The 21,515-nt window shown below is 70.8% G+C and carries 18 protein-coding genes; 9 read left to right on the top strand and 9 right to left on the bottom strand.

The window, feature by feature from the left end; genetic code table 11:
* Positions 1–123: 123 nt before the first annotated feature.
* Positions 124–1,539, top strand: coding sequence for a multicopper oxidase family protein (locus N4G63_RS21880; RefSeq protein WP_314600199.1), 1,416 nt, complete (start codon positions 124–126; stop codon positions 1,537–1,539).
* Between the two features lie 742 nt (positions 1,540–2,281).
* Here N4G63_RS21880 and glpK read toward each other — a convergent pair.
* Together glpK and N4G63_RS21870 are read right to left on the bottom strand one after the other, a co-directional pair.
* Positions 2,282–3,781, bottom strand: a complete 1,500-nt coding sequence (gene glpK / locus N4G63_RS21875; RefSeq protein ID WP_260786789.1) for a glycerol kinase GlpK — start codon at positions 3,779–3,781, stop codon at positions 2,282–2,284.
* Between the two features lie 169 nt (positions 3,782–3,950).
* Positions 3,951–4,721: a DeoR/GlpR family DNA-binding transcription regulator gene (locus N4G63_RS21870; RefSeq protein ID WP_443112092.1), complete on the bottom strand. Its 771-nt coding sequence runs from the start codon at positions 4,719–4,721 to the stop codon at positions 3,951–3,953.
* A 246-nt stretch (positions 4,722–4,967) separates the two neighbouring features.
* On the opposite strand from N4G63_RS21870, the gene glpD reads away from it, so the two are divergent.
* The 7 genes from glpD (at position 4,968) to N4G63_RS21835 (ending at position 12,614) form a co-directional block, all read left to right on the top strand.
* Positions 4,968–6,599 (top strand): glycerol-3-phosphate dehydrogenase, encoded by a 1,632-nt coding sequence (gene glpD / locus N4G63_RS21865; protein WP_443112078.1) that lies wholly within the window; start codon positions 4,968–4,970, stop codon positions 6,597–6,599.
* Positions 6,590–7,675, top strand: coding sequence for an ABC transporter ATP-binding protein (locus N4G63_RS21860; protein WP_260786791.1), 1,086 nt, complete (start codon positions 6,590–6,592; stop codon positions 7,673–7,675). Before glpD ends, N4G63_RS21860 begins: the two co-directional genes overlap by 10 nt.
* Before the next feature lies 1 nt (position 7,676).
* Positions 7,677–8,768 carry an ABC transporter ATP-binding protein gene (locus N4G63_RS21855; protein ID WP_260786792.1) on the top strand — a complete coding sequence of 364 codons (1,092 nt, stop codon included), beginning with the start codon at positions 7,677–7,679 and terminating at the stop codon, positions 8,766–8,768.
* A complete protein-coding gene (locus tag N4G63_RS21850) occupies positions 8,765–9,649 on the top strand; it encodes a carbohydrate ABC transporter permease (RefSeq protein WP_314600198.1) in 885 nt (294 codons plus the stop codon). Before N4G63_RS21855 ends, N4G63_RS21850 begins: the two co-directional genes overlap by 4 nt.
* Entirely contained in the window at positions 9,642–10,454 is an 813-nt protein-coding gene (locus N4G63_RS21845; RefSeq protein ID WP_260787625.1) for a carbohydrate ABC transporter permease, read from the top strand. The genes N4G63_RS21850 and N4G63_RS21845 overlap by 8 nt, the downstream gene beginning before the upstream one ends.
* Before the next feature lie 12 nt (positions 10,455–10,466).
* Complete coding sequence (locus tag N4G63_RS21840; protein ID WP_260786793.1) at positions 10,467–10,775, top strand: DUF2160 domain-containing protein; 309 nt, start codon at positions 10,467–10,469, stop codon at positions 10,773–10,775.
* 108 nt (positions 10,776–10,883) lie between these two features.
* Entirely contained in the window at positions 10,884–12,614 is a 1,731-nt protein-coding gene (locus N4G63_RS21835) for an ABC transporter substrate-binding protein (RefSeq protein ID WP_314600197.1), read from the top strand.
* Between the two features lie 94 nt (positions 12,615–12,708).
* Here N4G63_RS21835 and N4G63_RS21830 read toward each other — a convergent pair whose 3' ends face one another.
* The 3 genes from N4G63_RS21830 to N4G63_RS21820 are packed head-to-tail and all read right to left on the bottom strand — an operon-like array spanning position 12,709 to position 16,424.
* Entirely contained in the window at positions 12,709–13,083 is a 375-nt protein-coding gene (locus tag N4G63_RS21830; RefSeq protein ID WP_314600196.1) for a hypothetical protein, read from the bottom strand.
* Positions 13,084–13,098: 15 nt separating this feature from the next.
* The gene (locus N4G63_RS21825) at positions 13,099–15,807 is read right to left on the bottom strand and encodes a protein kinase domain-containing protein (RefSeq protein WP_314600195.1); all 2,709 of its coding nucleotides are present in this window, start codon (positions 15,805–15,807) and stop codon (positions 13,099–13,101) included.
* Complete coding sequence (locus N4G63_RS21820) at positions 15,804–16,424, bottom strand: ECF-type sigma factor (RefSeq protein ID WP_260786797.1); 621 nt, start codon at positions 16,422–16,424, stop codon at positions 15,804–15,806. The genes N4G63_RS21825 and N4G63_RS21820 overlap by 4 nt, the downstream gene beginning before the upstream one ends.
* 109 nt (positions 16,425–16,533) lie before the next feature.
* Here N4G63_RS21820 and N4G63_RS21815 point away from each other — a divergent pair, with 109 nt between their 5' ends.
* Positions 16,534–17,073, top strand: coding sequence for a hypothetical protein (locus N4G63_RS21815; RefSeq protein WP_260786798.1), 540 nt, complete (start codon positions 16,534–16,536; stop codon positions 17,071–17,073).
* Positions 17,074–17,129: 56 nt separating this feature from the next.
* On the opposite strand, the gene N4G63_RS21810 is transcribed toward N4G63_RS21815, so the two are convergent.
* The 4 genes from N4G63_RS21810 to N4G63_RS21795 all read right to left on the bottom strand — a co-directional run bounded on the left by N4G63_RS21810 (position 17,130) and on the right by N4G63_RS21795 (position 21,421).
* Positions 17,130–18,716: a DUF885 domain-containing protein gene (locus tag N4G63_RS21810; RefSeq protein WP_443112077.1), complete on the bottom strand. Its 1,587-nt coding sequence runs from the start codon at positions 18,714–18,716 to the stop codon at positions 17,130–17,132.
* A 491-nt stretch (positions 18,717–19,207) separates the two neighbouring features.
* A complete protein-coding gene (locus N4G63_RS21805; protein WP_314600194.1) occupies positions 19,208–19,999 on the bottom strand; it encodes a putative PEP-binding protein in 792 nt (263 codons plus the stop codon).
* A 16-nt stretch (positions 20,000–20,015) separates the two neighbouring features.
* Positions 20,016–20,450, bottom strand: a complete 435-nt coding sequence (locus tag N4G63_RS21800) for a PEP-utilizing enzyme (RefSeq protein ID WP_314600231.1) — start codon at positions 20,448–20,450, stop codon at positions 20,016–20,018.
* Entirely contained in the window at positions 20,351–21,421 is a 1,071-nt protein-coding gene (locus N4G63_RS21795; protein WP_314600193.1) for a PEP/pyruvate-binding domain-containing protein, read from the bottom strand. The genes N4G63_RS21800 and N4G63_RS21795 overlap by 100 nt, the downstream gene beginning before the upstream one ends.
* Positions 21,422–21,515 lie beyond the last annotated feature (94 nt).

Raw genomic sequence — 21,515 nt, 5'->3', positions numbered from 1 at the left:
GCGGCCCCTGCCGCGCCCAGCCCACGCCCAGCCCGAATCCAGCCCGAAGCCATCCCCCCCCACCGCCTCCCCAGGCTGCCGGCGATGGCGCCCAGAACCCAACACCCATCCGGAGCGAACCCCATGGTTTCCCGACGCCTGTTTCTCGGCCGCAGCGGCGGCGCCGCCACTGCGCTGGCCGCCAGCACCCTGGCCGTGCCCCGCAGCGCGCTGGCCGCGCTGCCCGAGGCCCATCAACAAGCCAGCGCGGCCACCCAGCCGCCGCTGCGCCCGCACGACGGCCGCCCCTACAACCCGGTGGTCACGCTCAACGGCTGGACCCTGCCCTGGCGCATGAACCAGGGCGTCAAGGAGTTCCATCTGGTGGCCGAACCCGTGCGCCGCGAGATGACGCCCGGCTTCACCGCCCGGCTGTGGGGTTACAACGGCCAGAGCCCCGGCCCGACCATCGAGGTGGTGGAGGGCGACCGCGTGCGCCTGTTCGTCACCAACCGCCTGCCCGAGCCCACGGCCGTGCACTGGCATGGCCAGCGCCTGCCCAACGGCATGGACGGCGTGGCCGGGCTCACCCAGCCGGTGATCCCGCCGGGCAAGACCTTCGTCTACGAGTTCGTCGCGCAGCGGCCGGGCACCTTCATGTACCACCCGCATGCCGACGAGATGGTGCAGATGGCCATGGGCCTGCAGGGCCTGTGGATCACCCACCCGAAGGGCCGGCATCCGCTGATCGAGCCGGTCGACCGCGACTTCTGCTTTCTGCTCAACGCCTTCGACATCGAGCCCGGCAGCGCCACGCCCAAGGTGATGACCATGCTCGACTTCAACCTGTGGGCCTGGAACAGCCGCATCTTTCCCGGCATCGACAGCCTGAACGTGCGCCTGGGCGACCGCGTGCGCCTGCGCATCGGCAACCTGACCATGACCAACCACCCGATCCACCTGCACGGCCACGAGTTCATGGTGACCGGCACCGACGGCGGCCCGGTGCCACGCAGCGCGCGCTGGCCCGAGGTGACCACCGACATCGGCGTGGGCCAGATGCGGCAGATCGAGTTCATCGCCGACGCCGAGGGCGACTGGGCGCTGCACTGCCACAAGAGCCACCACACCATGAACGCCATGGGCCACAACGTGCCCACGATGATCGGCGTGCCGCAGCGCGACCTGGCCGAGCGCCTGGGCAAGCTGATCCCCGACTACATGGCCATGGGCGAGCACGGCATGCACGAGATGGCCGAGATGGAGATGCCGCTGCCCGAGAACACCGCACCGATGATGACCGGCCAGGGGCCGTTCGGGCCGCTGGCGATGGGCGGCATGTTCAGCGTGCTGAAGGTGCGGCGGGGGCAGAAACCAGGCGACTACAGCGATCCCGGCTGGTACGAGGCGCCGGCCGGCACGCGGCCATACGAATGGACCGGTGCGCTGCCGGCGGCGGCTTCGGCGGCGGTTGCGGTGCCCGCTGGCGGGGTGGCTGCCGGGGCGGCGGGGGCCGAGGTTCAGGTGCGCAAGCCGGCTGGGGGGCATCACCAGCACTGATGCGGACTGCTGGTTGCGGATTGCAGACTGTGGTCTGTGGTCTGTGGTCTGCGGTGGATGGGTGGCGGGTGCTGGGGTGTTCCCATGGCTCCTTGCAGCGCGCCGGGTGTTCGCCCCGGCGGGCGACCTACTTTCTTTTCGCGAAAAGAAAGTAGGCAAAGAAAGCGCATTGAACTTTCCGACACCGCCGTTCTGCTTCTCGATCATCGGGGCGGGTGCCTCGCCCGCCCGGCGGGCTCGAACAGGCTGCCGACTCAGGGCTTGGCTTGGGAAACGTTGCCGCCGATGGCATGGCCGCTCATCTGTGAAGGCTCTGGCTGCTCGCCGCAAGTGGGCAGGCCGTGCCACCGACAGAGTGCCTGGGCCATGAGCAAGGGCGTTGGCCTGGCACTGGCACTGGCACTGACCAAAACCAAGACCAAGACCAAGACCTGCCCACACCACGCTGCGCCCGCAAGTCTTGACCGGGGGGCCCGCGCGCGGGGACCGGCTACACCTGCATCCGGCTGGCTATGTTCGAGCCCGCGGGGCGGGCGAGGCGCCCGCCTCGATGCACCAAGCAAGATGCTCAGTGGTGTCGGAAAGTTTGGAAGGCGCTTCTCTTTGCCTACTTTCTCTTTCGCCTGAAAGAGAAAGTAGGTCGCCCGCCGGGGCGAAATCCCGGCGCGCTGCAAGGAGCCATGGGAACACCCGGCCCACCGGTCGGGAAGAACTGGCGGCCCGACGGAAGGGCCGCAAACACTCACCCCGCGGTGGTCTGCCGCACCGCCCGCTCCCACCCCGCCATGCGCTCGGCCGCCCGCTCCCGCGACAGCGTGGGATGAAAGCGGCGCTCGGCCTGCCACAGCGCGGCCAGCTCGTCGGTGCCGCGCCACACGCCGGTGGCCAAACCCGCCAGGTACGCGGCGCCCAGCGCGGTGGTCTCGATGACCTGGGGCCGCACCACGGGGATGCCCAGCAGGTCGGCCTGAAACTGCATCAGCAGGTCGTTGACGCAGGCGCCACCGTCCACCCGCAGCTCGCTCACCGCGGCGCCACCGGCCGCCACCGCGTCTTTCGACATCGCCTGCAGCAGCGCGGCGCTCTGGAAGGCAATGCTCTCCAGCGCCGCGCGGGCGATGTGCGCCACCGTGCTGCCGCGGGTCAGGCCCACGATGGCGCCACGGCAGTTGGCGTCCCAGTAGGGCGCGCCCAGGCCGGTGAAGGCGGGCACGAACATCACGCCGCCGGCATCGGGCACGCTTTCAGCCAGGGCCTGCACCTCGCCACTGCCCTGGATGGCCTTGAGCCCGTCGCGCAGCCACTGCACCACCGCGCCGCCGATGAACACGCTGCCTTCCAGCGCGAATTGGGGCGTGGCATTGTCTTGGGCGGCACTGGTGGTGATCAGTCCGTTGGCCGAGAGCTGGAACTTCGGCCCGGTGTGCATCAGCATGAAGCAGCCGGTGCCGTAGGTGTTCTTGGCCAGGCCGGCCGAGAAACAGGCCTGGCCGAACAGCGCGCTTTGCTGGTCGCCGGCCATGCCGGCGATCGGGATCGGCGCGCCCAGCAGCGTGGCCACGCTTTCGCCGTACACGTGCGACGACGCAAACACCTGCGGCAGCAGGCTGTCGGGCACGTGCAGCAGCTTCAGCAGCTCGTGGTCCCAGGTGTTGTGGCGCACGTCGAACAGCATGGTGCGCGCGGCGTTGCTCACATCGGTGGCGTGCACATGGCCGCCGGTCAGCTTCCACAGCAGCCAGCTGTCCACCGTGCCGAAGGCCAGCTCGCCCTGCGCGGCGGCGATGTGCGCGCCGCTCACGTGGTCGAGGATCCAGCGGATCTTGCTGGCCGAGAAGTACGCGTCCACCACCAGGCCGGTGCTGGCGCGGATGGCTTCAGCATGACCGTGCTCGCGCAGCTGCGCGCACAGCGGCTCGCCGCGCCGGTCTTGCCAGACGATGGCGTTGTGGATGGCCTGGCCGGTGCGGCGGTTCCACACCACGGTGGTCTCGCGCTGGTTGGTGATGCCGATGGCGGCGATCTCGGCGGCGCTGATGCCGGCCTTGGCCAGCGCCTCGCGCGCGGTGTCGAGCTGGGTCTGCCAGATCTCCTCGGGGTCGTGCTCCACCCAGCCGGGCTGCGGGTAGATCTGGCGGAACTCGCGCTGGGCCATGGCCACGATGCGGCCCTGGCCGTCAAACACGATGCTGCGCGAGCTGCTGGTGCCCTGGTCGAGGGCGAGGATGTGGGTCTTGGTCATGTCTGTCTCTCGTCCGGCGAGTACGCCGGCCGATCCCCCAAGGGGATGGCGGGCCGGCTGGTGGACTGAGGCCGGACACAAACAGTCCCTGCGGACTGTTTGTGCCAGCCGAAGGCCATCGGCCTCTGGCCGGTGGCCGGCCCGGCGCTCGGCCCGCCTCGGTACGCCATCAGTTGACTCCCGCGACCGTGCACTGCACGCCGGCCTCGGCCAGCAGGGCCTCGAAGGGCGGCGGCGGCGGGGCGTCGGTGAACAGCTGGTCGACCTGGTCGAGCCGGCCCACCTCCACCATCGCCGGGCGATTGAACTTGCTGTGGTCGGCGGCCAGCCACACCTGGCGGCTGGCGCGGATGATGGCCTGCGCCACCTTCACCTCGCGGTAGTCGTAGTCGCGCAGCGTGCCGTCGGCCTCGATGCCCGAGATGCCGATCAGGCCGATGTCGACGCGAAACTGGTTGATGAACTCGACCGTGGCCTCGCCGACGATGCCGCGGTCGCGGTGTCGCACCACGCCGCCGGCCACGATCACCTCGCAGTCGGGGCTGTCGCTCAGGATGGCGGCCACGTTGAGGTTGTTGGTGATCACGCGCAGGCCGCGGCGGCCGGCCAGCTCGCGCGCAATGGCCTCGGTGGTGGTGCCGATGTTGAGGATCAGGCTGCAGCCGTCGGGCACCTCGCGCGCCACGGCGCGGGCGATGCGCTGCTTGGCCGCATCGTGCAGGGCCTGGCGCTGGCGGTAGGCGATGTTCTCGGTGGTGCTGCTGGGCAGGCGCACGCCGCCGTGGAAGCGCGCCACCAGGCCGGCATCGGCCAGCAGCTTGACGTCGCGGCGCACGGTCTGCAGCGTCACGCCGAAGCGCTCGGCCAGGGCCTCCACGCTGGCGGTGCCGAGCTCGCGCACGGCGGCCAGCATGGCGTCGTGGCGGGGGTTGGCGGGCAGCGAACTCATGGGGTCGGGCGGATTGGCGCAGGGTGGGCAGCAAGGGCGCGGCGAAGGGTAAGCCATGTTCGCATCGGGTTCTCCCGGGGTGAACCCGCTTGCATTCGATCATGCAATCGGCTAAAAAAGAAAAGGAACGAACACAAACGAACACGCGTTTGCGTTCAACCGAACATCACATCCGCCGCCAGGCAGCGCCTTCTCCAGGCCGCCCACCCCGCCGCGGCCGGACCCGAGGAGACCCGATTGACCGAGCCCCAGGCCGGCGCCGCCGCGCCGGTGTCGACTGCTGCCGCGCTGCCCACGTCGTGTGACGTGCTGGTGGTGGGCGGCGGCATCAATGGCGCCGGCATCGCACGCGATCTCGCCGGCCGCGGCCTGAAGGTGCTGCTGGCCGAGCGCGACGATCTGGCGCGCCACACCTCGTCGTCGAGCACCAAGCTGATCCACGGCGGTCTGCGCTACCTCGAGTACTACGAGTTCAACCTGGTGCGCAAGGCGCTGGCCGAGCGCGAGCTGCTGCTCAAGAGCGCGCCGCACATCATGTGGCCGCTGCGCTTCGTGATGCCGCACGACCCCTCGATGCGGCCGGTGTGGATGATCCGCGCCGGCCTGTTTCTCTACGACCACCTGGCCCGCCGCGAATGGTTGCCCGGCAGCAGCACGGTGAACCTGCGCCAGCACCCGACCGGTACGCCGCTGAAGCCCGGCTTCCAGCGCGGCTTCGTCTACAGCGACGGCTGGGTCGACGATGCCCGCCTGGTGGTGCTGAACGCGCTCGATGCCCAGGCCCGCGGCGCCACGGTGCTGACCCGCTGCACGGTGCTGGCGGCCCAGCGCCAGGGCAGCGGCTGGCAGGCCACGCTGCAGCCCGAGGGCGCTGCGCCGCAGCAGGTGCAGGCGCGTGCGCTGGTCAATGCCGCCGGGCCCTGGGCCGGCGAGTTTCTGCGTGACCGCGCGCGCCAGGCCAGCGCGCGCTCGCTGCGCCTGGTCAAGGGCAGCCACATCGTGGTGCCGAAGATGTTCGAGCACGACCATGCCTACATCTTCCAGAACCCCGACCGGCGCATCATCTTCGCCATTCCCTACGAGGGCGCGTTCACGCTGATCGGCACCACCGATGTCGAGATCCAGGGCGACCCCGGCAGCGCGCAGATCGATGGCGACGAGACCGCCTACCTGTGCGAGCAGGCCAGCCGCTACTTCGCCAAGCCCGTGCGCCCGGCCGATGTGGTGTGGAGCTATGCCGGCGTGCGCCCGCTGCTCGACGACGACTCGGGCGATGCCGCGGCCGTCACGCGCGACTACCTGCTGGAATTTGACGGCGAGGCCGCGGGTGGCAGCGCGCCGCTGCTCACCGTGTGGGGCGGCAAGATCACCACCTTCCGCAAGCTGGCCGAAGAAGCCGCCGACGAGCTGGTGCGCCGCCTGGGCGGCCCCGCCGGCAGCCAGCGTGCCTGGACCCGCCAGGCCCTGCTGCCCGGCGGCGACCTGAGCGCCTGGATCGGCGCCGCGCAGCGCCCCGATGCCGACATCGCCCGCTTCATCGCCGCGCTGGCGCAGCGCCACCCGCAGCTGCCGGCCGCGGTGCGTGCACGTTGGGCACGCGCCTATGGCAGCCGCGTGAGCCTGCTGCTGGCCGATGGCGCTGCGCCGGGCGCCGAGGTGGCGCCCGGCCTCTTCGAATGCGAGCTGCGCTACCTGCACGCGCACGAGTGGGCGCGCTGCGCCGACGACGTGCTGTGGCGCCGCAGCAAGCTCGGGTTGCACCTGAGTGCGCCGCAGCGTGAGGCGGTGGCGCAATGGTGGGCGCTGAACCACCCGTCAACCCCAACCCAACCCGCACCGGCCCCGCGCCAGGAGACTTCGTGGAATTGACCCTCGACGGCATCACGCACCGCGTGGATGCCGCCACCCACCTCTACCCGCTGAGCCTGGCCCTGCAGCCCGGCACGGTGAGTGTGCTGCTGGGTGCCACCCAAGCCGGCAAGACCACGCTGATGCGCCTGATGGCGGGCCTGGATGTGCCCACCGAGGGCCGCGTGCGCGTGGATGGCCGCGATGTCACCGGCATGGCGGTGCGCGATCGCAACGTGGCCATGGTGTACCAGCAGTTCATCAACTACCCGTCGATGACGGTGGCCGACAACATCGCCTCGCCGCTCAAGCTGCGCGGCGGCCTCAGCCGTGCGGCGATTGCCGAGCGGGTGCAGGCGCTGGCCGCGCAGCTGCACATCGAGCCCTTTCTGCAGCGCCTGCCGGCCGAGCTGTCGGGCGGCCAGCAGCAGCGCGTGGCCCTGGCCCGTGCGCTGGCCAAGAACGCGCCGCTGATGCTGCTGGACGAGCCCCTGGTCAACCTCGACTACAAGCTGCGCGAAGAGCTGCGCGACGAGCTCTCGGCGCTGTTTGCCGCCGGCGATTCCACCGTGGTGTACGCCACCACCGAGCCCACCGAGGCCCTGCTGCTGGGCGGCTGGACGGCGGTGATGGACGCCGGCCGGCTGCTGCAGTACGGCCCCACGGCCGAGGTCTTTCACCGCCCGGCCAACATCCGCGTGGCGCGGGCCTTCAGCGATCCGCCGATGAACCTGATCGCCGGTGGCCTGCAGGCGCTGGGCCCCGAGCTGGCCGGGCCGCTGCGCGACAGCCTGGCCATGGCCACGCCCGACACCACGCTGGGCCTGCGCGCCGGCGCGCTGCGGGTGCAGCAGCGCCCGGGCGACATCGCGCTGCCCGGCACCGTGGAGCTGGCCGAGATCTCGGGCTCCGACACCTATGTGCATGCCGACACGCCGGCCGGCGAACTGGTGGTGCAGCTCACCGGCGTGCACTACTTCGAGCTGGGTGCGCGCATCACGCTGTACCTCGATCCGCAGCAGGTGTATGTGTTTGCGGCCGACGGGCTGCTCAGGCGCGCGCCGGGCGTGGCCGTGGCGACGGCGGGGGTGAACTGACATGGCCCGCATCGATCTCGACCTGGCCCACAGCTACAAGCCCGACCCGCAGCAAGACAGCGACTACGCGCTGCTGCCGCTGAAGATGACGTTCGACGACGGTGGCGCCTATGCGCTGCTGGGCCCCTCGGGCTGTGGCAAGACCACCATGCTCAACATCATCTCGGGCCTGGTGCAGCCCTCGCATGGCACGGTGCGCTTCGGCAGCGACGATGTCACGCGCAAGTCGCCGCAGCAGCGCAACATCGCCCAGGTGTTCCAGTTCCCGGTCATCTACGACACCATGACCGTGGCCGAGAACCTGGCCTTTCCGCTGAAGAACCGCGGCGTGCCGGCCGATCGCATCAAGGCCCGCGTGGGCCAGATCGCCGAGATGCTGGAGCTGTCGGGCCAGCTCAACACCCGCGCCGCCGGCCTGGCCGCCGATGCCAAGCAGAAGATCAGCCTGGGCCGCGGCCTGGTGCGCGACGACGTCAGCGCGGTGCTGTTCGACGAGCCGCTCACCGTGATCGACCCGCACCTCAAGTGGCAGCTGCGGCGCAAGCTCAAGCAGATCCACCATGAGCTCAAGCTCACGCTGATCTACGTCACGCACGACCAGGTGGAGGCGCTGACCTTTGCCGACCAGGTGGTGGTGATGACCCGCGGCCGCGCGGTGCAGGTGGGCACGCCCGATGCGCTGTTCGAGCGCCCGGCGCACCGCTTCGTGGGCCACTTCATCGGCTCGCCGGGCATGAACTTCCTGCCGGTGGCGCTGCTGGGCGAGGCCCGGTCACAGGCCCCGGCCGGCGCCCAGACCCTGGGCGTGCGCCCCGAGTACGTGACGCTGGCCGCGCCCGGCGACGCCGGCGCGCTGCCGGCCACCGTGCAGCGCGTGCAGGACATCGGCACCTACCGCCTGCTCACGGCCCGCCTGGGCGGCGCGGACGGCACGGGCGAACACGCGGTGCGCGCCCGCCTGGCACCTGAGCTGAGCGTGCCGGCCGTGGGCAGCACCACCTGGCTGGGCCTGCTGGGCAGCCACAGCTGCTGGTACGGCGCCGACGAGCAGCTGATCAGCAGCCCGATCCACATGAAGGAGGAGCTGGCATGAAGCCGGTCAACCAGAAGGCCTGGTGGCTGGTGCTGCCGGTCTTCATCTGCGTGGCCTTCTCGGCCATCCTGCCGCTGATGACGGTGGTGAACTACTCGGTGCAGGACATCATCAGCCCCGAGCGCCGCGTGTTCGTGGGCACCGAGTGGTTTGCCGCGGTGATGCGCGACAGCGAGCTGCACGAGGCCCTGCTGCGCCAGATCGGCTTCTCGCTGGCGGTGCTGGCGGTGGAGATTCCGCTGGGCATCGCGCTGGCGCTCAGCATGCCGGCCAGCGGCTGGAAGAGCAGCGCGGTGCTGGTGGTGGTGGCGCTCAGCCTGCTGATCCCCTGGAACGTGGTGGGCACCATCTGGCAGATCTTCGGCCGTGCCGACATCGGCCTGCTGGGTGCCGCGCTGCAGCGCCTGGGCGTGGACTACAGCTACACCGGCAACTCCACGCACGCCTGGCTCACGGTGCTGGTGATGGACGTGTGGCACTGGACGCCGCTGGTGGCCCTGCTGTGCTTTGCCGGCCTGCGCAGCATCCCCGATGCCTACTACCAGGCTGCGCGCATCGACGGTGCCAGCAAGCTGGCGGTGTTTCGCTACATCCAGCTGCCCAAGATGCGCGGCGTGTTGATGATCGCGGTGCTGCTGCGCTTCATGGACAGCTTCATGATCTACACCGAGCCCTTCGTGCTCACCGGCGGCGGCCCGGGCAATGCCACCACCTTCCTCAGCCAGTACCTCACGCAAAAGGCGGTGGGCCAGTTCGATCTGGGGCCGGCTGCGGCGTTCTCGCTGATCTACTTCCTCATCATCTTGCTGATGTGCTTCATCCTCTACAACTGGATGCAGCGCGTGGGCACCACCGCGCAGGAGGGGGCCGGCCATGAATGACAGCCGCTCGCCGCTGCGCAGCCTGGTGCTGGCGCTGTACCTCGTGTTCGCCGTGCTGCCCATCTACTGGATGGTGAACATGAGCTTCAAGACCAACGAGGAGATCGTGGCCAGCTTCTCGCTGCTTCCGCAGCACTTCACCTGGGCCAACTACAAGCTGATCTTCACCGACCCCAGCTGGTACTCGGGCTACATCAACAGCCTGATCTATGTGGCCATCAACACGGTGATCTCGCTCACCGTGGCGCTGCCGGCGGCCTATGCCTTCAGCCGCTACAGCTTTCTGGGCGACAAGCATGTGTTCTTCTGGCTGCTGACCAACCGCATGACGCCGCCGGCGGTGTTTCTGCTGCCCTTCTTCCAGCTCTACACCACGGTGGGGCTGATGGACACGCACATCGCGGTGGCGCTGGCGCACCTGCTGTTCAACGTGCCGCTGGCGGTGTGGATCCTGGAAGGCTTCATGAGCGGCATCCCGCGCGAGATCGACGAAACCGCCTACATCGACGGCTACAGCTTCCCGCGCTTCTTTCTCACCGTGTTCATTCCGCTGATCAAGGCCGGCATCGGCGTGGCGGCGTTCTTCTGCTTCATGTTCAGCTGGGTCGAGCTGCTGCTGGCGCGCACCCTCACCAGCGTCAACGCCAAGCCCATCGTGGCCACGATGACACGCACCGTCAGCGCCAGCGGCATGGACTGGGCCACGCTGGCGGCGGCCGGCACGCTGACCATCGTGCCCGGCGCCATCGTGATCTGGTTCGTGCGGCACTACATCGCGAAGGGTTTCGCGATGGGACGGGTTTGAGGAGTCGCTGAGATGTTCGACTGGATGGTTTGGACAACGCCGGTGGCAGTGTTCTTCTGCTGCATTGCGCTGATGCTGCTGGGCATGACCGTGTGGCAGGTGAAATCGCCCACGGTGATGCGCAAGGGCTGGCTGCCGATCGCCACCACGCGTGGCGACCGCCTGTTCATCGGCCTGCTCACGGCGGCCTACATCAACCTGGGCTTCGTGGGCCTGGCCGGCAAGCTGGCCGAATGGTTCTCGCTCGACAGCGAGCCCAGCGTGTGGATCAGCCTGGTGCTGAGCATGCTGGTGCTGGGCCTGGTGATGCGCAAGGGATGAACTGATCTACCCGAGGATCCGGCCCGGTGCTTCCCCGGGGCCGTGGTGATCCTTCACTGCAACGCGGGGAAGCTGTTGAGTTCGATACCCCAACGAGGAGAGAGAGACATGAAGATGCGTTACACCGCGCTGGGCCTGGCGGCAATGTTCGTCGTGGCCAGCCCTGCCTTTGCCGGTGAGGCCGAGGCCAAGAAGTGGATCGACAGCGAGTTCCAGCCCAGCACGCTGAGCAAGGACGCGCAGATGGCCGAGATGAAGTGGTTCATCGAAGCCGCCAAGAAGCTGCAGGCCAAGGGCGTGAAGGAGATCTCGGTCGTGTCCGAGACCATCACCACGCACGAGTACGAGTCGAAGACCATGGCCAAGGCCTTCGAGGAGATCACCGGCATCAAGGTCAAGCACGACCTGATCCAGGAAGGTGACGTGGTCGAGAAGCTGCAGACCAGCATGCAGAGCGGCAAGAGCATCTACGACGGCTGGATCAGCGACAGCGACCTGATCGGCACGCACTACCGCTACGGCAAGATCCTGAACCTCACCGACTACATGAGCGGCGCGGGCAAGGACTTCACCAACCCCGGGCTCGACCTGAAGGACTTCATCGGCACCAAGTTCACCACCGGTCCCGATGGCAAGCTGTACCAGCTGCCCGACCAGCAGTTCGCCAACCTGTACTGGTTTCGCGCCGACCTGTTTGCGCGCCAGGACCTGAAGGACAAGTTCAAGGCCAAGTTCGGCTATGACCTGGGTGTGCCGCTGAACTGGAGCGCCTACGAGGACATCGCCGAGTTCTTCACCAACGACGTGAAGAACATCGACGGCAAGCCCATCTACGGCCACATGGACTACGGCAAGAAGGACCCCAGCCTGGGCTGGCGCTTCACCGATGCCTGGCTGAGCATGGCCGGCACCGCCGACATCGGCGCGCCCAACGGCCTGCCGATCGACGAGTGGGGCATTCGCGTGGCCGACGACAAGTGCACCCCGGTGGGTGCCAGCGTGGCCCGTGGCGGCGCCACCAACTCGCCGGCCGCCGTGTATGCGCTGAGCAAGTACGTCGACTGGATGAAGAAGTACGCCCCGAAGGAAGCCACCGGCATGACCTTCGGCGAAGCCGGCCCGGTGCCGGCCCAGGGCCAGATCGCGCAGCAGATCTTCTGGTACACGGCCTTCACCGCCGACATGACCAAGAAGGGCCTGCCCGTGGTCAATGAAGACGGCACGCCGAAGTGGCGCATGGCCCCCGGCCCCAACGGCCCGTACTGGAAGCAGGGCATGCAGAACGGCTACCAGGACGTGGGCTCGTGGACCTTCTTCAAGGACCATGACGCCAACAAGACCGCCGCGGCCTGGCTGTATGCGCAGTTCATCACCGCCAAGAGCACCAGCCTGAAGAAGACCATCGTCGGCCTGACGCCGATCCGCGAGAGCGACATCCAGAGCAAGGCCATGACCGACATGGCGCCCAAGCTGGGTGGCCTGGTGGAGTTCTACCGCAGCCCGGCGCGCGTGGCCTGGAGCCCCACCGGCACCAACGTGCCCGACTACCCCAAGCTGGCCCAGCTGTGGTGGAAGAACGTGGCCCAGGCGGTGACGGGTGAAAAGACCCCACAAGGCGCGATGGACAACCTGGCCGACGAGATGGACCAGGTGCTGGGCCGGCTCGAGCGTGCCGGCATGGCCAAGTGCGCGCCCAAGCTGAACAAGAAGGAAGACCCGAAGAAGTGGCTGTCCGACAAGCAGGCGCCGTGGGCCAAGCTGGCCAACGAGAAGCCCAAGGGCCAGACCATTGCGTACCAGACCCTGCTGGACGCCTGGAAGGCCGGCAAGGCACGCTGATCGTCCACGCCCGATGTCTCTCGGGCCGGCTGAGGCCGGCCCGCTCCAGGAGTTGGCCGCCGCCGCGCGCACTGCGCGCCGGCGGCTTTTTTTGTCAGGCGTGGGCGTCGCTGGCCAGGCGCACCGGCCGGCCTTCGTTGGTGATGGTCGGGTCGGTGCAGCGGCGGCGGCCCAGCGCATCGAGCACCGCCACGCGGTAGCTGTAGCTGCGCGGCTGGCGGTTGGCGTTGCGGTCGAACAGGGTCACGGTCTGGGCGTTCACCCACACCGGCGCCTGCGGAAACTGGCTCTTGTGCCCGCCCTCGATGACGATGGCGCCCAGCGTGGGAAAGCTGTAGCCCAGGGTCTGCAGCCTGAACTCGAGCGTGTGCGGGCCGTCGGTGACGGGCAGCGTTTCAGGGTTCACGATCACCTGGCCATCAACGACGCTGACGTTCACGGTGAGGATGCTGGCGGGGGGGTGAGGCATGGCAGGCGTGGAGGCTCAGTGAGCGGCAGCAAGGCGCCGGCGCAGATCGGCGCACATCGGGTGCCGGAAGGCCGATGCCTCGACGCTATCGGCCAGCGCCTGCGCCGGCTGTAGCTGCCCCAGCGCGTGCAAGGCCATGGCCCGCACGCAAATGCCGCGAAAGTCACGCCGCGGCTCGGCGCTGGCCAGTCGCCCGGCGGCAGCCTGCCAGTGTGCCGTGGCCTGCCCGTGCTGGCCGCGGGCGGCCAGGTGGTCGCCCAGGCGCAGGGCCAGCTCGGCGGCCACGCGCTGCTGCAGCGCATCCAGCCGCACGCCGCCGGCCTCGCGCTCGGCCAGCCGGGCCAGATAGCCGCTCAGCGCGTCGGGGCTGGCCAGGCCCAGCGGCAGCGCCTGGCGCAGGTAGCTGCCCTGCAGATCGACCTGCCAGTACAGCTTGCCGCTGCCGGCCTGCAGCAGGCGCTCGAGCGCCGGGCGGGCCAGGGCCAGCTCGGCGCGCCCGGTGGCGGCATCGCCGCGGGCCTGGGCCAGTTCGGCCAGATCCAGGCGCACCAGCAGCAGCTGGGCCAGCCAGTCGAGGTTGGCGCTGTCCAGCGCCACCAGGGCCTGGCTGCCCTGCAGCGCGCGGGCCAGCGCGGTGGCGGCCTGGTCGAAGCCGCTGGCGCCGTCCAGCAGCGCCAGCACGCCCAGCTCGCGCGAGGCCAGTGCCAGCTGCTGCTGCACCGGGGCCTGGCGCGCGCTGCCGGGCAGGCGCTGCAGCGCGGCAACCTTGCCGCCCAGTGCGCGGCGCGCGGCGTCGTGCTCGCCCAGCAGCTGGTGGGCCTGGGCGATCCAGCCCAGCACATTGGCCACCTCGCCTTCCGAGTCGGGGTGTCGGGTGGCATCGGCCTGGTGCACCGCCAGCGCCTGCTGAAGGGCGCCGAGCGCCTCGCGCGGGCGGCCCGTCTCGAGCTGCACGATGCCCAGGTTGGCCTGGGCATAGCCGCGTTCGAGCTGCCATTCGCGTTGCGCCGGGTTGATCGCCACCAGCTGCTCGGCCAGCTCGCGGTAGCGCTGGAATTGCGCCTCGGTATCGGCCAGCAGGCCGCGGCGCCGCGCGATGTAGCCCAGCCAGTACACGCTTTGCGAATGGTCGAAGATGCGCTGGCCATCGCGCGGGCTGCGGGCCAGCAGCAGGCCGGTGGCGCGGGCGGCCTCGGCAAAGCCCTGGGCGGCGTCGTCGAGCTGGCCGCGCTTTTCGGCCAGCTCGCCGATCAGGTGCAGCGCGCGGGCACGCCGGCCCAGCGCGTCGGCGTCCAGGCGCTGGGCGGGGTCGGCGGCGTAGTGCGCCAGCACGCGTGCGCCCACCGCATCCAGCACGTCGAGCCGGCCCACCGGCTGCAGCTTGCGCCGCAGGTCGCCGAGCATGAACTCGATCAGGCCCTCGGCCTGGTCGCGCTGGCGGCGCGCCTCGCGGCCTTCCAGCAAGGCATTGCCAACGGCCGCGGCCAGCACCAGCGTGGCCGCGCTGCCGGCGGCCACGGCCAGCCGGTGGCGGCGCACGAAGCGCCCGGCCAGGTACAGCCGGCTGTCGGGGCGGGCGGTGATCGGGGCATGGGCCAGCCAGCGCCGCAGGTCGTCGGCCAGCGCCGCGGCGTTGGCATAACGCTCGGCCGGGGCTTTTTTCAGCGCGCGCGCGACGATGGTGTCGAGGTCGCCGCGCAGTGCCCGTGCGCGGCGCGGTGCATCGGGCCCGCCCTGGGCGCGCACCGCGTCCGACAGGCGTGGCGGCTGCACCTCGAGCACGGTGCGCAGGCGCTCCAGCGGCGCGGCCTCGCGCGGCGTGGTCGGGTGGCCGCCGCCCAGCAGGCCGTACAGCAGCACGCCCAGCGCATACACGTCGGTGGCGGTGGTCACCTCGCCGCCCTGCAGCTGCTCGGGCGCCGCGCAGTGCGGGGTGTAGGCGCTGCCGGCGCGCTGGGTCAGCTCGGTGGCGTCGCTGCCGCCCTCAAGCAGCTTGGCGATGCCGAAGTCGAGCAGCAGCGCGCGGCCCTCGGGCGTGACCAGGATGTTCGAGGGCTTCAGGTCGCGGTGCAGGATCAGCCGGTTGTGGGCATGGGCCACGGCGTCGATCACCCCCAGCAGCAGCTGCACGCGGGCGCGGGGCGCCAGCTGGTGCGCGTGGCACCAGCGGTCGATCGGCACGCCGGCCACGTGCTCGAGCACCAGGTAGGGCAGGGCACCGTCGCGCGCCACGCCGGCGTCGAGCAGGCGGGCGATGTGCGGATGCGCCAGCCGCGCCAGGATCGCGCCTTCGCGCGCAAAGCGCTCGGCCTGGCCCGGGGCCGTGCTGCCGCCCAGGCCCAGCAGCTCGGCACGCAGGAACTTGATCGCCACCTGGCCTTCGTAGCGCCCGTCGCTGCGCCGCGCCAGCCACACGCTGCCCATGCCGCCTTCGCCCAGCAGGCGCTCCAGCGTGTAGGGGCCCACCGCCTCGCCGGCCGCCGGTGCCGCCACACCGGCGCCCGACATGGCCTGCAGCGCGGCCAGCCCCGGCACCGCCGGGGCGCCCAGAAAGCCGGCCTGGCTGAGCGCGGCGTCGCGCTGCAGCAGCTCGGCCAGCTGCGCGGCCAGCGCCGCATCCTCGGCCTGCAGCGCGGCCAGGCGGGCGTGGCGCGCGGCCTCGTCCAGATCCAGCAGCTCGTCGAGCAGCGGGCTCAGGCGGGTCCAGTCGGCAGGGCGGCTCACTTGAGGGCCAGCGACAGCAGCAGCCGCGCCTTCTGCCAGTCGCGCTGCACGGTGCGCTCGGTGATGGCCAGCGCCTCGGCGATCTCGGCATCGCTGAGGCCGCCGAAGTAACGCATCTGCACCACGGCGGCCAGGCGGGCATCGGTGGCGGCCAGCTCGGCCATGGCCTCGTGCACGCGCAGGATCTCGTCGGCCGGGGCGGTGGCGCCGTGCAGGATGGCGGTGTCGAGCGTGATGTGCTCGGCGCCGCCGCCGCGGCGCTGGGCCTCACGCGCACGCACCCAGTCGATCACCACGCTGTGCATGGCCTGGGCGGCATAGGCGAAGAAGTGGCGCCGGTCGGCAAACTGCAGGCCCTGGGCGCGCTGCCAGCGCAGGTAGCCCTCGTGCACCAGGGCCGTGGTGTCGAGCAGCGTGATCGCGCCCGAGCGCCGCAGCCGCGCGCGCGCCAGCTGCTGCAGCTCGCGGTACAGCAGCTGCACCACCTGGTTGGCGGCCTGCGCATCACCGGCACCGGCGGCCTGCAGCAGCTGGGTGATGGCCGGCGGCGAGGCCTCGGCCAGCGGCGGCGAGAGCACCGGCGCGGCCGGTGGTGGGGTACTGCTGCAGGCGGACATCGATACACAGTGTCACATGTCTGGGCAGGACTTTTTTTGCCGGGGCATGTCGGTTTGGCGCCGCGCGCTGCGTTTGAACAGGGCAGCACCGCTTTGCCGTCACTGCCCCATGAAACACCCGCCCCTGCGTGCCCCCGGCCTGGCGTCCGACCGGCCTGCCAGCCCGGCCGATGGGCTGCCGCCCGCACCGGCGATGGGCCTGCGCCCGCCGCTGCCGCCGGTGATGGTGTGCGCCGACATGGCTGCCGCCACCACCGCGCTGGAGGCCCAGCTGGGCCGCTGCCGCCGCCAGGCCCGGCGCGCCACGGTGCTGTGGGTGCAAGGCGCGAGTGGCGCCGCCGACGACGCGCTGCCCGACCTGCTGCAGGCCATGGGCCAGCGCCTGCGCCACCGCGTGCGGGCCAGCGACGGTGTGCTCCAGGTGGCCGCGCAGGGCTTTGTGGTGCTGCTGGCCGATGCCGATGCGGCCGCGGCCAGCGGCGTGTGCGCGCGGCTGCGCGCCGTGCTGCAAGGCCCCTACCGCGGCGCGGGCGGGCGCGCCGCGGCGCTGCTGCCGCTGCACCTGGGCATGGCGGTGCATGGCAGCGATGGCCACAGCGCCCAGGCCCTGCTGCTCCTGGCCACCCTGCGCGCCGCCGCGCCCGACTGACCGGGGTGGCTGCGCGTTGAACGCGCCAGCCCGGGGTCGCCTGGCGCGGCCGCGGCTCAGCCGGGTGCGGCCGGGGCCGCCAGCTCGGCGGCCGTCCACTCGGCGATCTGCGTGCTCAGCAGCGGCAGTGGCAGCGCGCCCTGGTCGATCACTGCGTTGTTGAAGCGGCGCAGGTCGAAGCGGGCGCCCAGCGCCTGGCGCGCCTGATCGCGCAGCTGCAGGATGTGCAGCTGGCCCACCATGTAGGCCAGGGCCTGGCCGGGGGTGGACAGGTAGCGGTCGACCTCGGCGGTCATGAACACCGGGCTTTCGCCCACCGTCTCCACCATGTAGGCAATGGCCTGCTCGCGGCTCCAGCCCAGGGCGTGCAGGCCGGTGTCGACCACCAGGCGCGCGGCGCGGAAGGTTTGCGCCTGCAGGAAGCCGTAGCGGTCTTGCGGCGTGGTGTAGAAGCCCACCTCGTCCATCAGGCGCTCGGCATACAGGCCCCAGCCTTCGCTGAAGGCGGTGTAGCTGCCCTGGCGGCGAAAGGCCGGCAGGCCGCTCAGCTCGCGTGCACGGCCGATCTGCAGGTGGTGGCCGGGCACGGTCTCGTGGGCCACCAGCGTGGGCAGGGCCCAGCGCGGCCGGCGCGAGAAGGCCAGCACATTGGCGTTGTACCAGCCGGGTGCGCTGCCATCGGCCGGCGGGCCGTTGTAGTTGTCGGCCGCGCCGGGGCCCAGGTGGGCCGGCATCGGGCGGATGCCGTAGGGCGCACGCGGCAGCTCGGCAAACAGCCGCGGCATCTCGGGGTCGAGCCGCTTGGCCACGGCGCGGTAGGCCTCCAGCATGGCCTCGGCGCTGGCGTAGAAGTGCTCGGGCTGGCGCAGCGCGGCGCCGGCCTCGGCAAAGCTGCCGTGCAGGCCCATCGCGGCCATCACCGGCTTGAACTCGGCCTGCAGCCGTGCCACCTCGGCCAGGCCCATGGCATGGATCTGGCGCGGCGTGAGCGCGGTGGTGGTGGACTGGCGCGACAGCTCGGCATACAGCGCCTCGCCGCCGGGGCGCTGGGCCAGGCCGCCGCCGGCGGGCGCGGCCGGCAGGTAGCGCTCGGCCACAAAGGCGCGCAGCCGGCGCATGACCGGCAGCACCTGGCCGGTGATGGCGGCCTCGCCCGCGGCCTGGAAGGCCAGGCGCTCGGCCTCGGGCAGCACCGGCGTGCGGCGGTTGAAGGGCTCGAAGAACGGGCCCTGGCGCACCGCCGGCGCCAGCTGGCCGTCCAGCTGGCCAAGCACGCGCTCGAGCACCGGCCGTGCCGACACCCAGCCCAGCGCGATGCCGCGCTCCAGCCGGGCGACTTCCTGCTCGACCCGCGCCGGCCAGGCGGCCAGGCGGGCCAGCAGCTGCTGGCGCTGCGCCGGCGTGTCGACCGGCACCTGCAGCAGCACCGAGGCCAGCATCTGCTGCACGCCCGACAGCGAGCCCAGCGACAACGTGCGCCAGCCCTCGAAGGCGGCGAGGCGCTGCTGCGCCTCGAGGTTGTGGATGAACATCGCGCGCGACACGCGGTCGGTGGCGCCCAGGCTGTCGGGCGCGATGGCCCGTGCCTCGGCCAGCCAGCCGGCGGTGAGGGCCAGGCGCGCCGCATCGGCCGCGGGCGACACATCGGCCCAGCGGTCACCAAAGCGGTGGTCGCCGCGGAAGGTGGCCCACTCGGGCGTCTGGCGGGCGGTTTCGTCCCAGTGGCGGGCAAACAGCGCGTGCAGGGCCTGGGCGGCGGGGCTGCGCGCCGCGCCGGGCGCGGGGGGGCCGGATGGGTGGGCGTGTGGGTGGGCGCGGACGTCTGCGCCAGCGCCGGGCCTGCACCCAGCACCGGCAGCGTGGCCAGCGCCAGGCTGTCGGCCAGCCAGTGTCGTCGGGTGATGTTCATCGGCCCCGATGCTAGGCCGCGCGCCGGCCTGCCGGCCGCGCCAGGCGGGGCCAAGGGTGCGAACGGTGGTTTGCGGGGCGCCAGCGGCGGCTGCAAACGGCCGCCGGCCTGTCACCAGGTGTGCAGCAACAGCCGCGAGCCGGCCCCGCGGGGCGATCCGCGCCGCCTTGCAAGCGCAGGGCGAGATGCGCAGCACCGCCCTGTGCCCGCGCAGCACAAAGCCGCTCAGCCCACCGCCGCCTGCGCCGCCGCCAGCCGCGCAATCGGCACGCGGAAGGGTGAGCAGCTCACGTAGTCCAGCCCCACCTGGTGGAAGAAGGCCACCGAAGCCGGGTCGCCGCCATGCTCGCCGCACACGCCGGTGGCCATGCCGGGCCGCGCGCCGCGGCCCTTGGCCACGGCCATCTGCACCAGCTGGCCCACGCCCTTTTGATCGATGCTGCGGAAGGGGTCGTGCTCGTACAGGCCCTGGGCCAGGTAGGTGGGCAAAAAGCTGCCGGCGTCGTCGCGGCTGAAGCCCAGGGTCATCTGCGTCAGGTCATTCGTGCCGAACGAGAAGAACTCGGCCTGGGTGGCGATGCTGTCGGCCACCAGCGCGCCACGCGGCGTCTCGATCATGCTGCCGATCTGGTAGGCGATGCGCTCGCCGCGCTCGGCAAACACCGCCTCGGCGCTGCGGCGGATCACCGCGGCCTGGGCATTGAACTCGCGCACCGTGCCCACCAGCGGCACCATGATCTCGGGCTGCACGGCAATGCCGCGGGCCCGGGCGTTGAGCGCCGCCTCGAGCACCGCGCGGGCCTGCATCTCGGTGATCTCGGGGTGGCTGATGCCCAGACGGCAGCCGCGGTGGCCCATCATCGGGTTGGCCTCGTGCAGCTCTTCCACGCGGGCCTGGATGCGGCCCAGGCTCACACCCATCTCGGCGGCCAGCGCGCGCTGGCCGGCTTCGTCATGCGGCACGAACTCGTGCAGCGGCGGGTCGAGCAGGCGGATGGTGACCGGCAGGCCGCTCATCTCGCGGAACAGGCCTTCAAAACACGCAGCACTTGCCCATGCCGCGCGCCACCACGGCGGCATGGCTGGTCATGCCGCCGCGGGCGGTGAGGATGCCCTTGGCCACGCTCATGCCGCGCAGGTCTTCGGGCGAGGTTTCCTGGCGCACCAGGATCACCGCCTTGCCCTGCCGGGCCCAGGCCTCGGCCTCGTCGGCAAAAAACACGATCTGGCCGCTGGCCGCGCCGGGCGAGGCCGGCAGGCCGCGGGCGATCACGCGTGCATCGGCCAGTGCCTGGCGGTCGAACACCGGGTGCAGCAGCTCGTTCAGGCGCTCGGGATCCACGCGCTTGAGCGCCGTGGCCTCGTCGATCATGCCCTGGCCCAGCATCTCGATGGCGATGCGCACCATGGCCGCGCCGGTGCGCTTGCCGTTGCGCGTCTGCAGCATCCACAACCGGCCCTGCTGGATCGTGAACTCCAGGTCCTGCATGTTCTTGAAGTGGTTCTCGAGCGTGGTCTCGGCGGCCAGGTGACTTGCTGCGGCGTGCGGATGCCGGCCACCACATCTTCACCCTGGGCATTGGCCAGGAACTCGCCGTTGAACAGGTCTTCGCCAGTGCCGGCATCGCGCGTGAAGGCCACGCCGGTGGCGCTGCTGTCACCCAGATTGCCAAACACCATGGCCTGCACGTTCACCGCCGTGCCCCAGCTGGCGGGGATGTCGTTCAGCTCGCGGTAGACGCGGGCACGCTCGTTGTTCCAGCTCTCGAACACCGCCACCACGGCGCCCCACAGCTGCTGCCACGGATCCGTTGGAAAGTCGTGCCCGATGCGCGCGCGGATCAGCGCCTTGAAGCGCGCCACCAGCTCCTGCAGATCGGCGGCATCGAGCTCGGTGTCGAGCCTCACGCCCTTCTTCTCCTTGACCATGTCGATGATCACCTCGAAGGGGTCGTGATCCTCCTTGCGCGCCGGCTTCAGGCCCATCACCACATCGCCATACATCTGGATGAAGCGGCGGTAGCTGTCCCAGGCGAAGCGGGCATCGCCGCTGCGCTGGGCCAGGCCGATCACGGCCTCGTCGTTGAGGCCCAGGTTCAGGATGGTGTCCATCATGCCGGGCATCGAGGCGTGCGCGCCCGAGCGCACCGACAGCAGCAGCGGATCAGCCGCATTGCCGAAGCGCTTGCCCATCTCCTGCTCGACAAAGCCCACGCCTTCCAGCACCTGGCCGCGGATCAGCGCCAGCACGGCCTCGCGGCCCCGTGCGGTGTAGGCGGTGCAGGCCTCGGTGCTGATCGTGAAGCCGCTGGGCACCGGGATGCCCAACCGGCACATCTCGGCCAGGTTGGCGCCCTTGCCACCGAGCAGGTTCTTCATCGTGGCATCGCCCTCGGCGCGGGCGCTGCCGAACAGGTAGACGTATTGGGTGCTGGCCATCGATCCGCTCCCGCCCCAGCGACATGCCGGGCTTCAAACCGATAGCGTCGGCCCGGCGCGGCATGCCGTGTTTGACATCGCGCAAGCGTTACCC

The sequence above is a fragment of the Aquabacterium sp. OR-4 genome, assembly GCF_025290835.2.
Lineage (GTDB): Bacteria > Pseudomonadota > Gammaproteobacteria > Burkholderiales > Burkholderiaceae_C > Pseudaquabacterium.
This window is presented reverse-complemented; position numbering and strand designations above follow the sequence as displayed.

Bases quoted from the DNA above. Each gene is read 5' to 3' on its own strand.
- N4G63_RS21880 (WP_314600199.1), top strand. From the start codon at position 124: ATGGTTTCCCGACGCCTGTTTCTCGGCCGCAGCGGCGGCGCCGCCACT.
- glpK (WP_260786789.1), bottom strand. From the start codon at position 3,781: ATGACCAAGACCCACATCCTCGCCCTCGACCAGGGCACCAGCAGCTCG.
- N4G63_RS21855 (WP_260786792.1), top strand. From the start codon at position 7,677: ATGGCCCGCATCGATCTCGACCTGGCCCACAGCTACAAGCCCGACCCG.
- N4G63_RS21850 (WP_314600198.1), top strand. From the start codon at position 8,765: ATGAAGCCGGTCAACCAGAAGGCCTGGTGGCTGGTGCTGCCGGTCTTC.
- N4G63_RS21845 (WP_260787625.1), top strand. From the start codon at position 9,642: ATGAATGACAGCCGCTCGCCGCTGCGCAGCCTGGTGCTGGCGCTGTAC.
- N4G63_RS21840 (WP_260786793.1), top strand. From the start codon at position 10,467: ATGTTCGACTGGATGGTTTGGACAACGCCGGTGGCAGTGTTCTTCTGC.
- N4G63_RS21835 (WP_314600197.1), top strand. From the start codon at position 10,884: ATGAAGATGCGTTACACCGCGCTGGGCCTGGCGGCAATGTTCGTCGTG.
- N4G63_RS21830 (WP_314600196.1), bottom strand. From the start codon at position 13,083: ATGCCTCACCCCCCCGCCAGCATCCTCACCGTGAACGTCAGCGTCGTT.
- N4G63_RS21820 (WP_260786797.1), bottom strand. From the start codon at position 16,424: ATGTCCGCCTGCAGCAGTACCCCACCACCGGCCGCGCCGGTGCTCTCG.
- N4G63_RS21815 (WP_260786798.1), top strand. From the start codon at position 16,534: ATGAAACACCCGCCCCTGCGTGCCCCCGGCCTGGCGTCCGACCGGCCT.
- N4G63_RS21805 (WP_314600194.1), bottom strand. From the start codon at position 19,999: ATGAGCGGCCTGCCGGTCACCATCCGCCTGCTCGACCCGCCGCTGCAC.
- N4G63_RS21795 (WP_314600193.1), bottom strand. From the start codon at position 21,421: ATGGCCAGCACCCAATACGTCTACCTGTTCGGCAGCGCCCGCGCCGAG.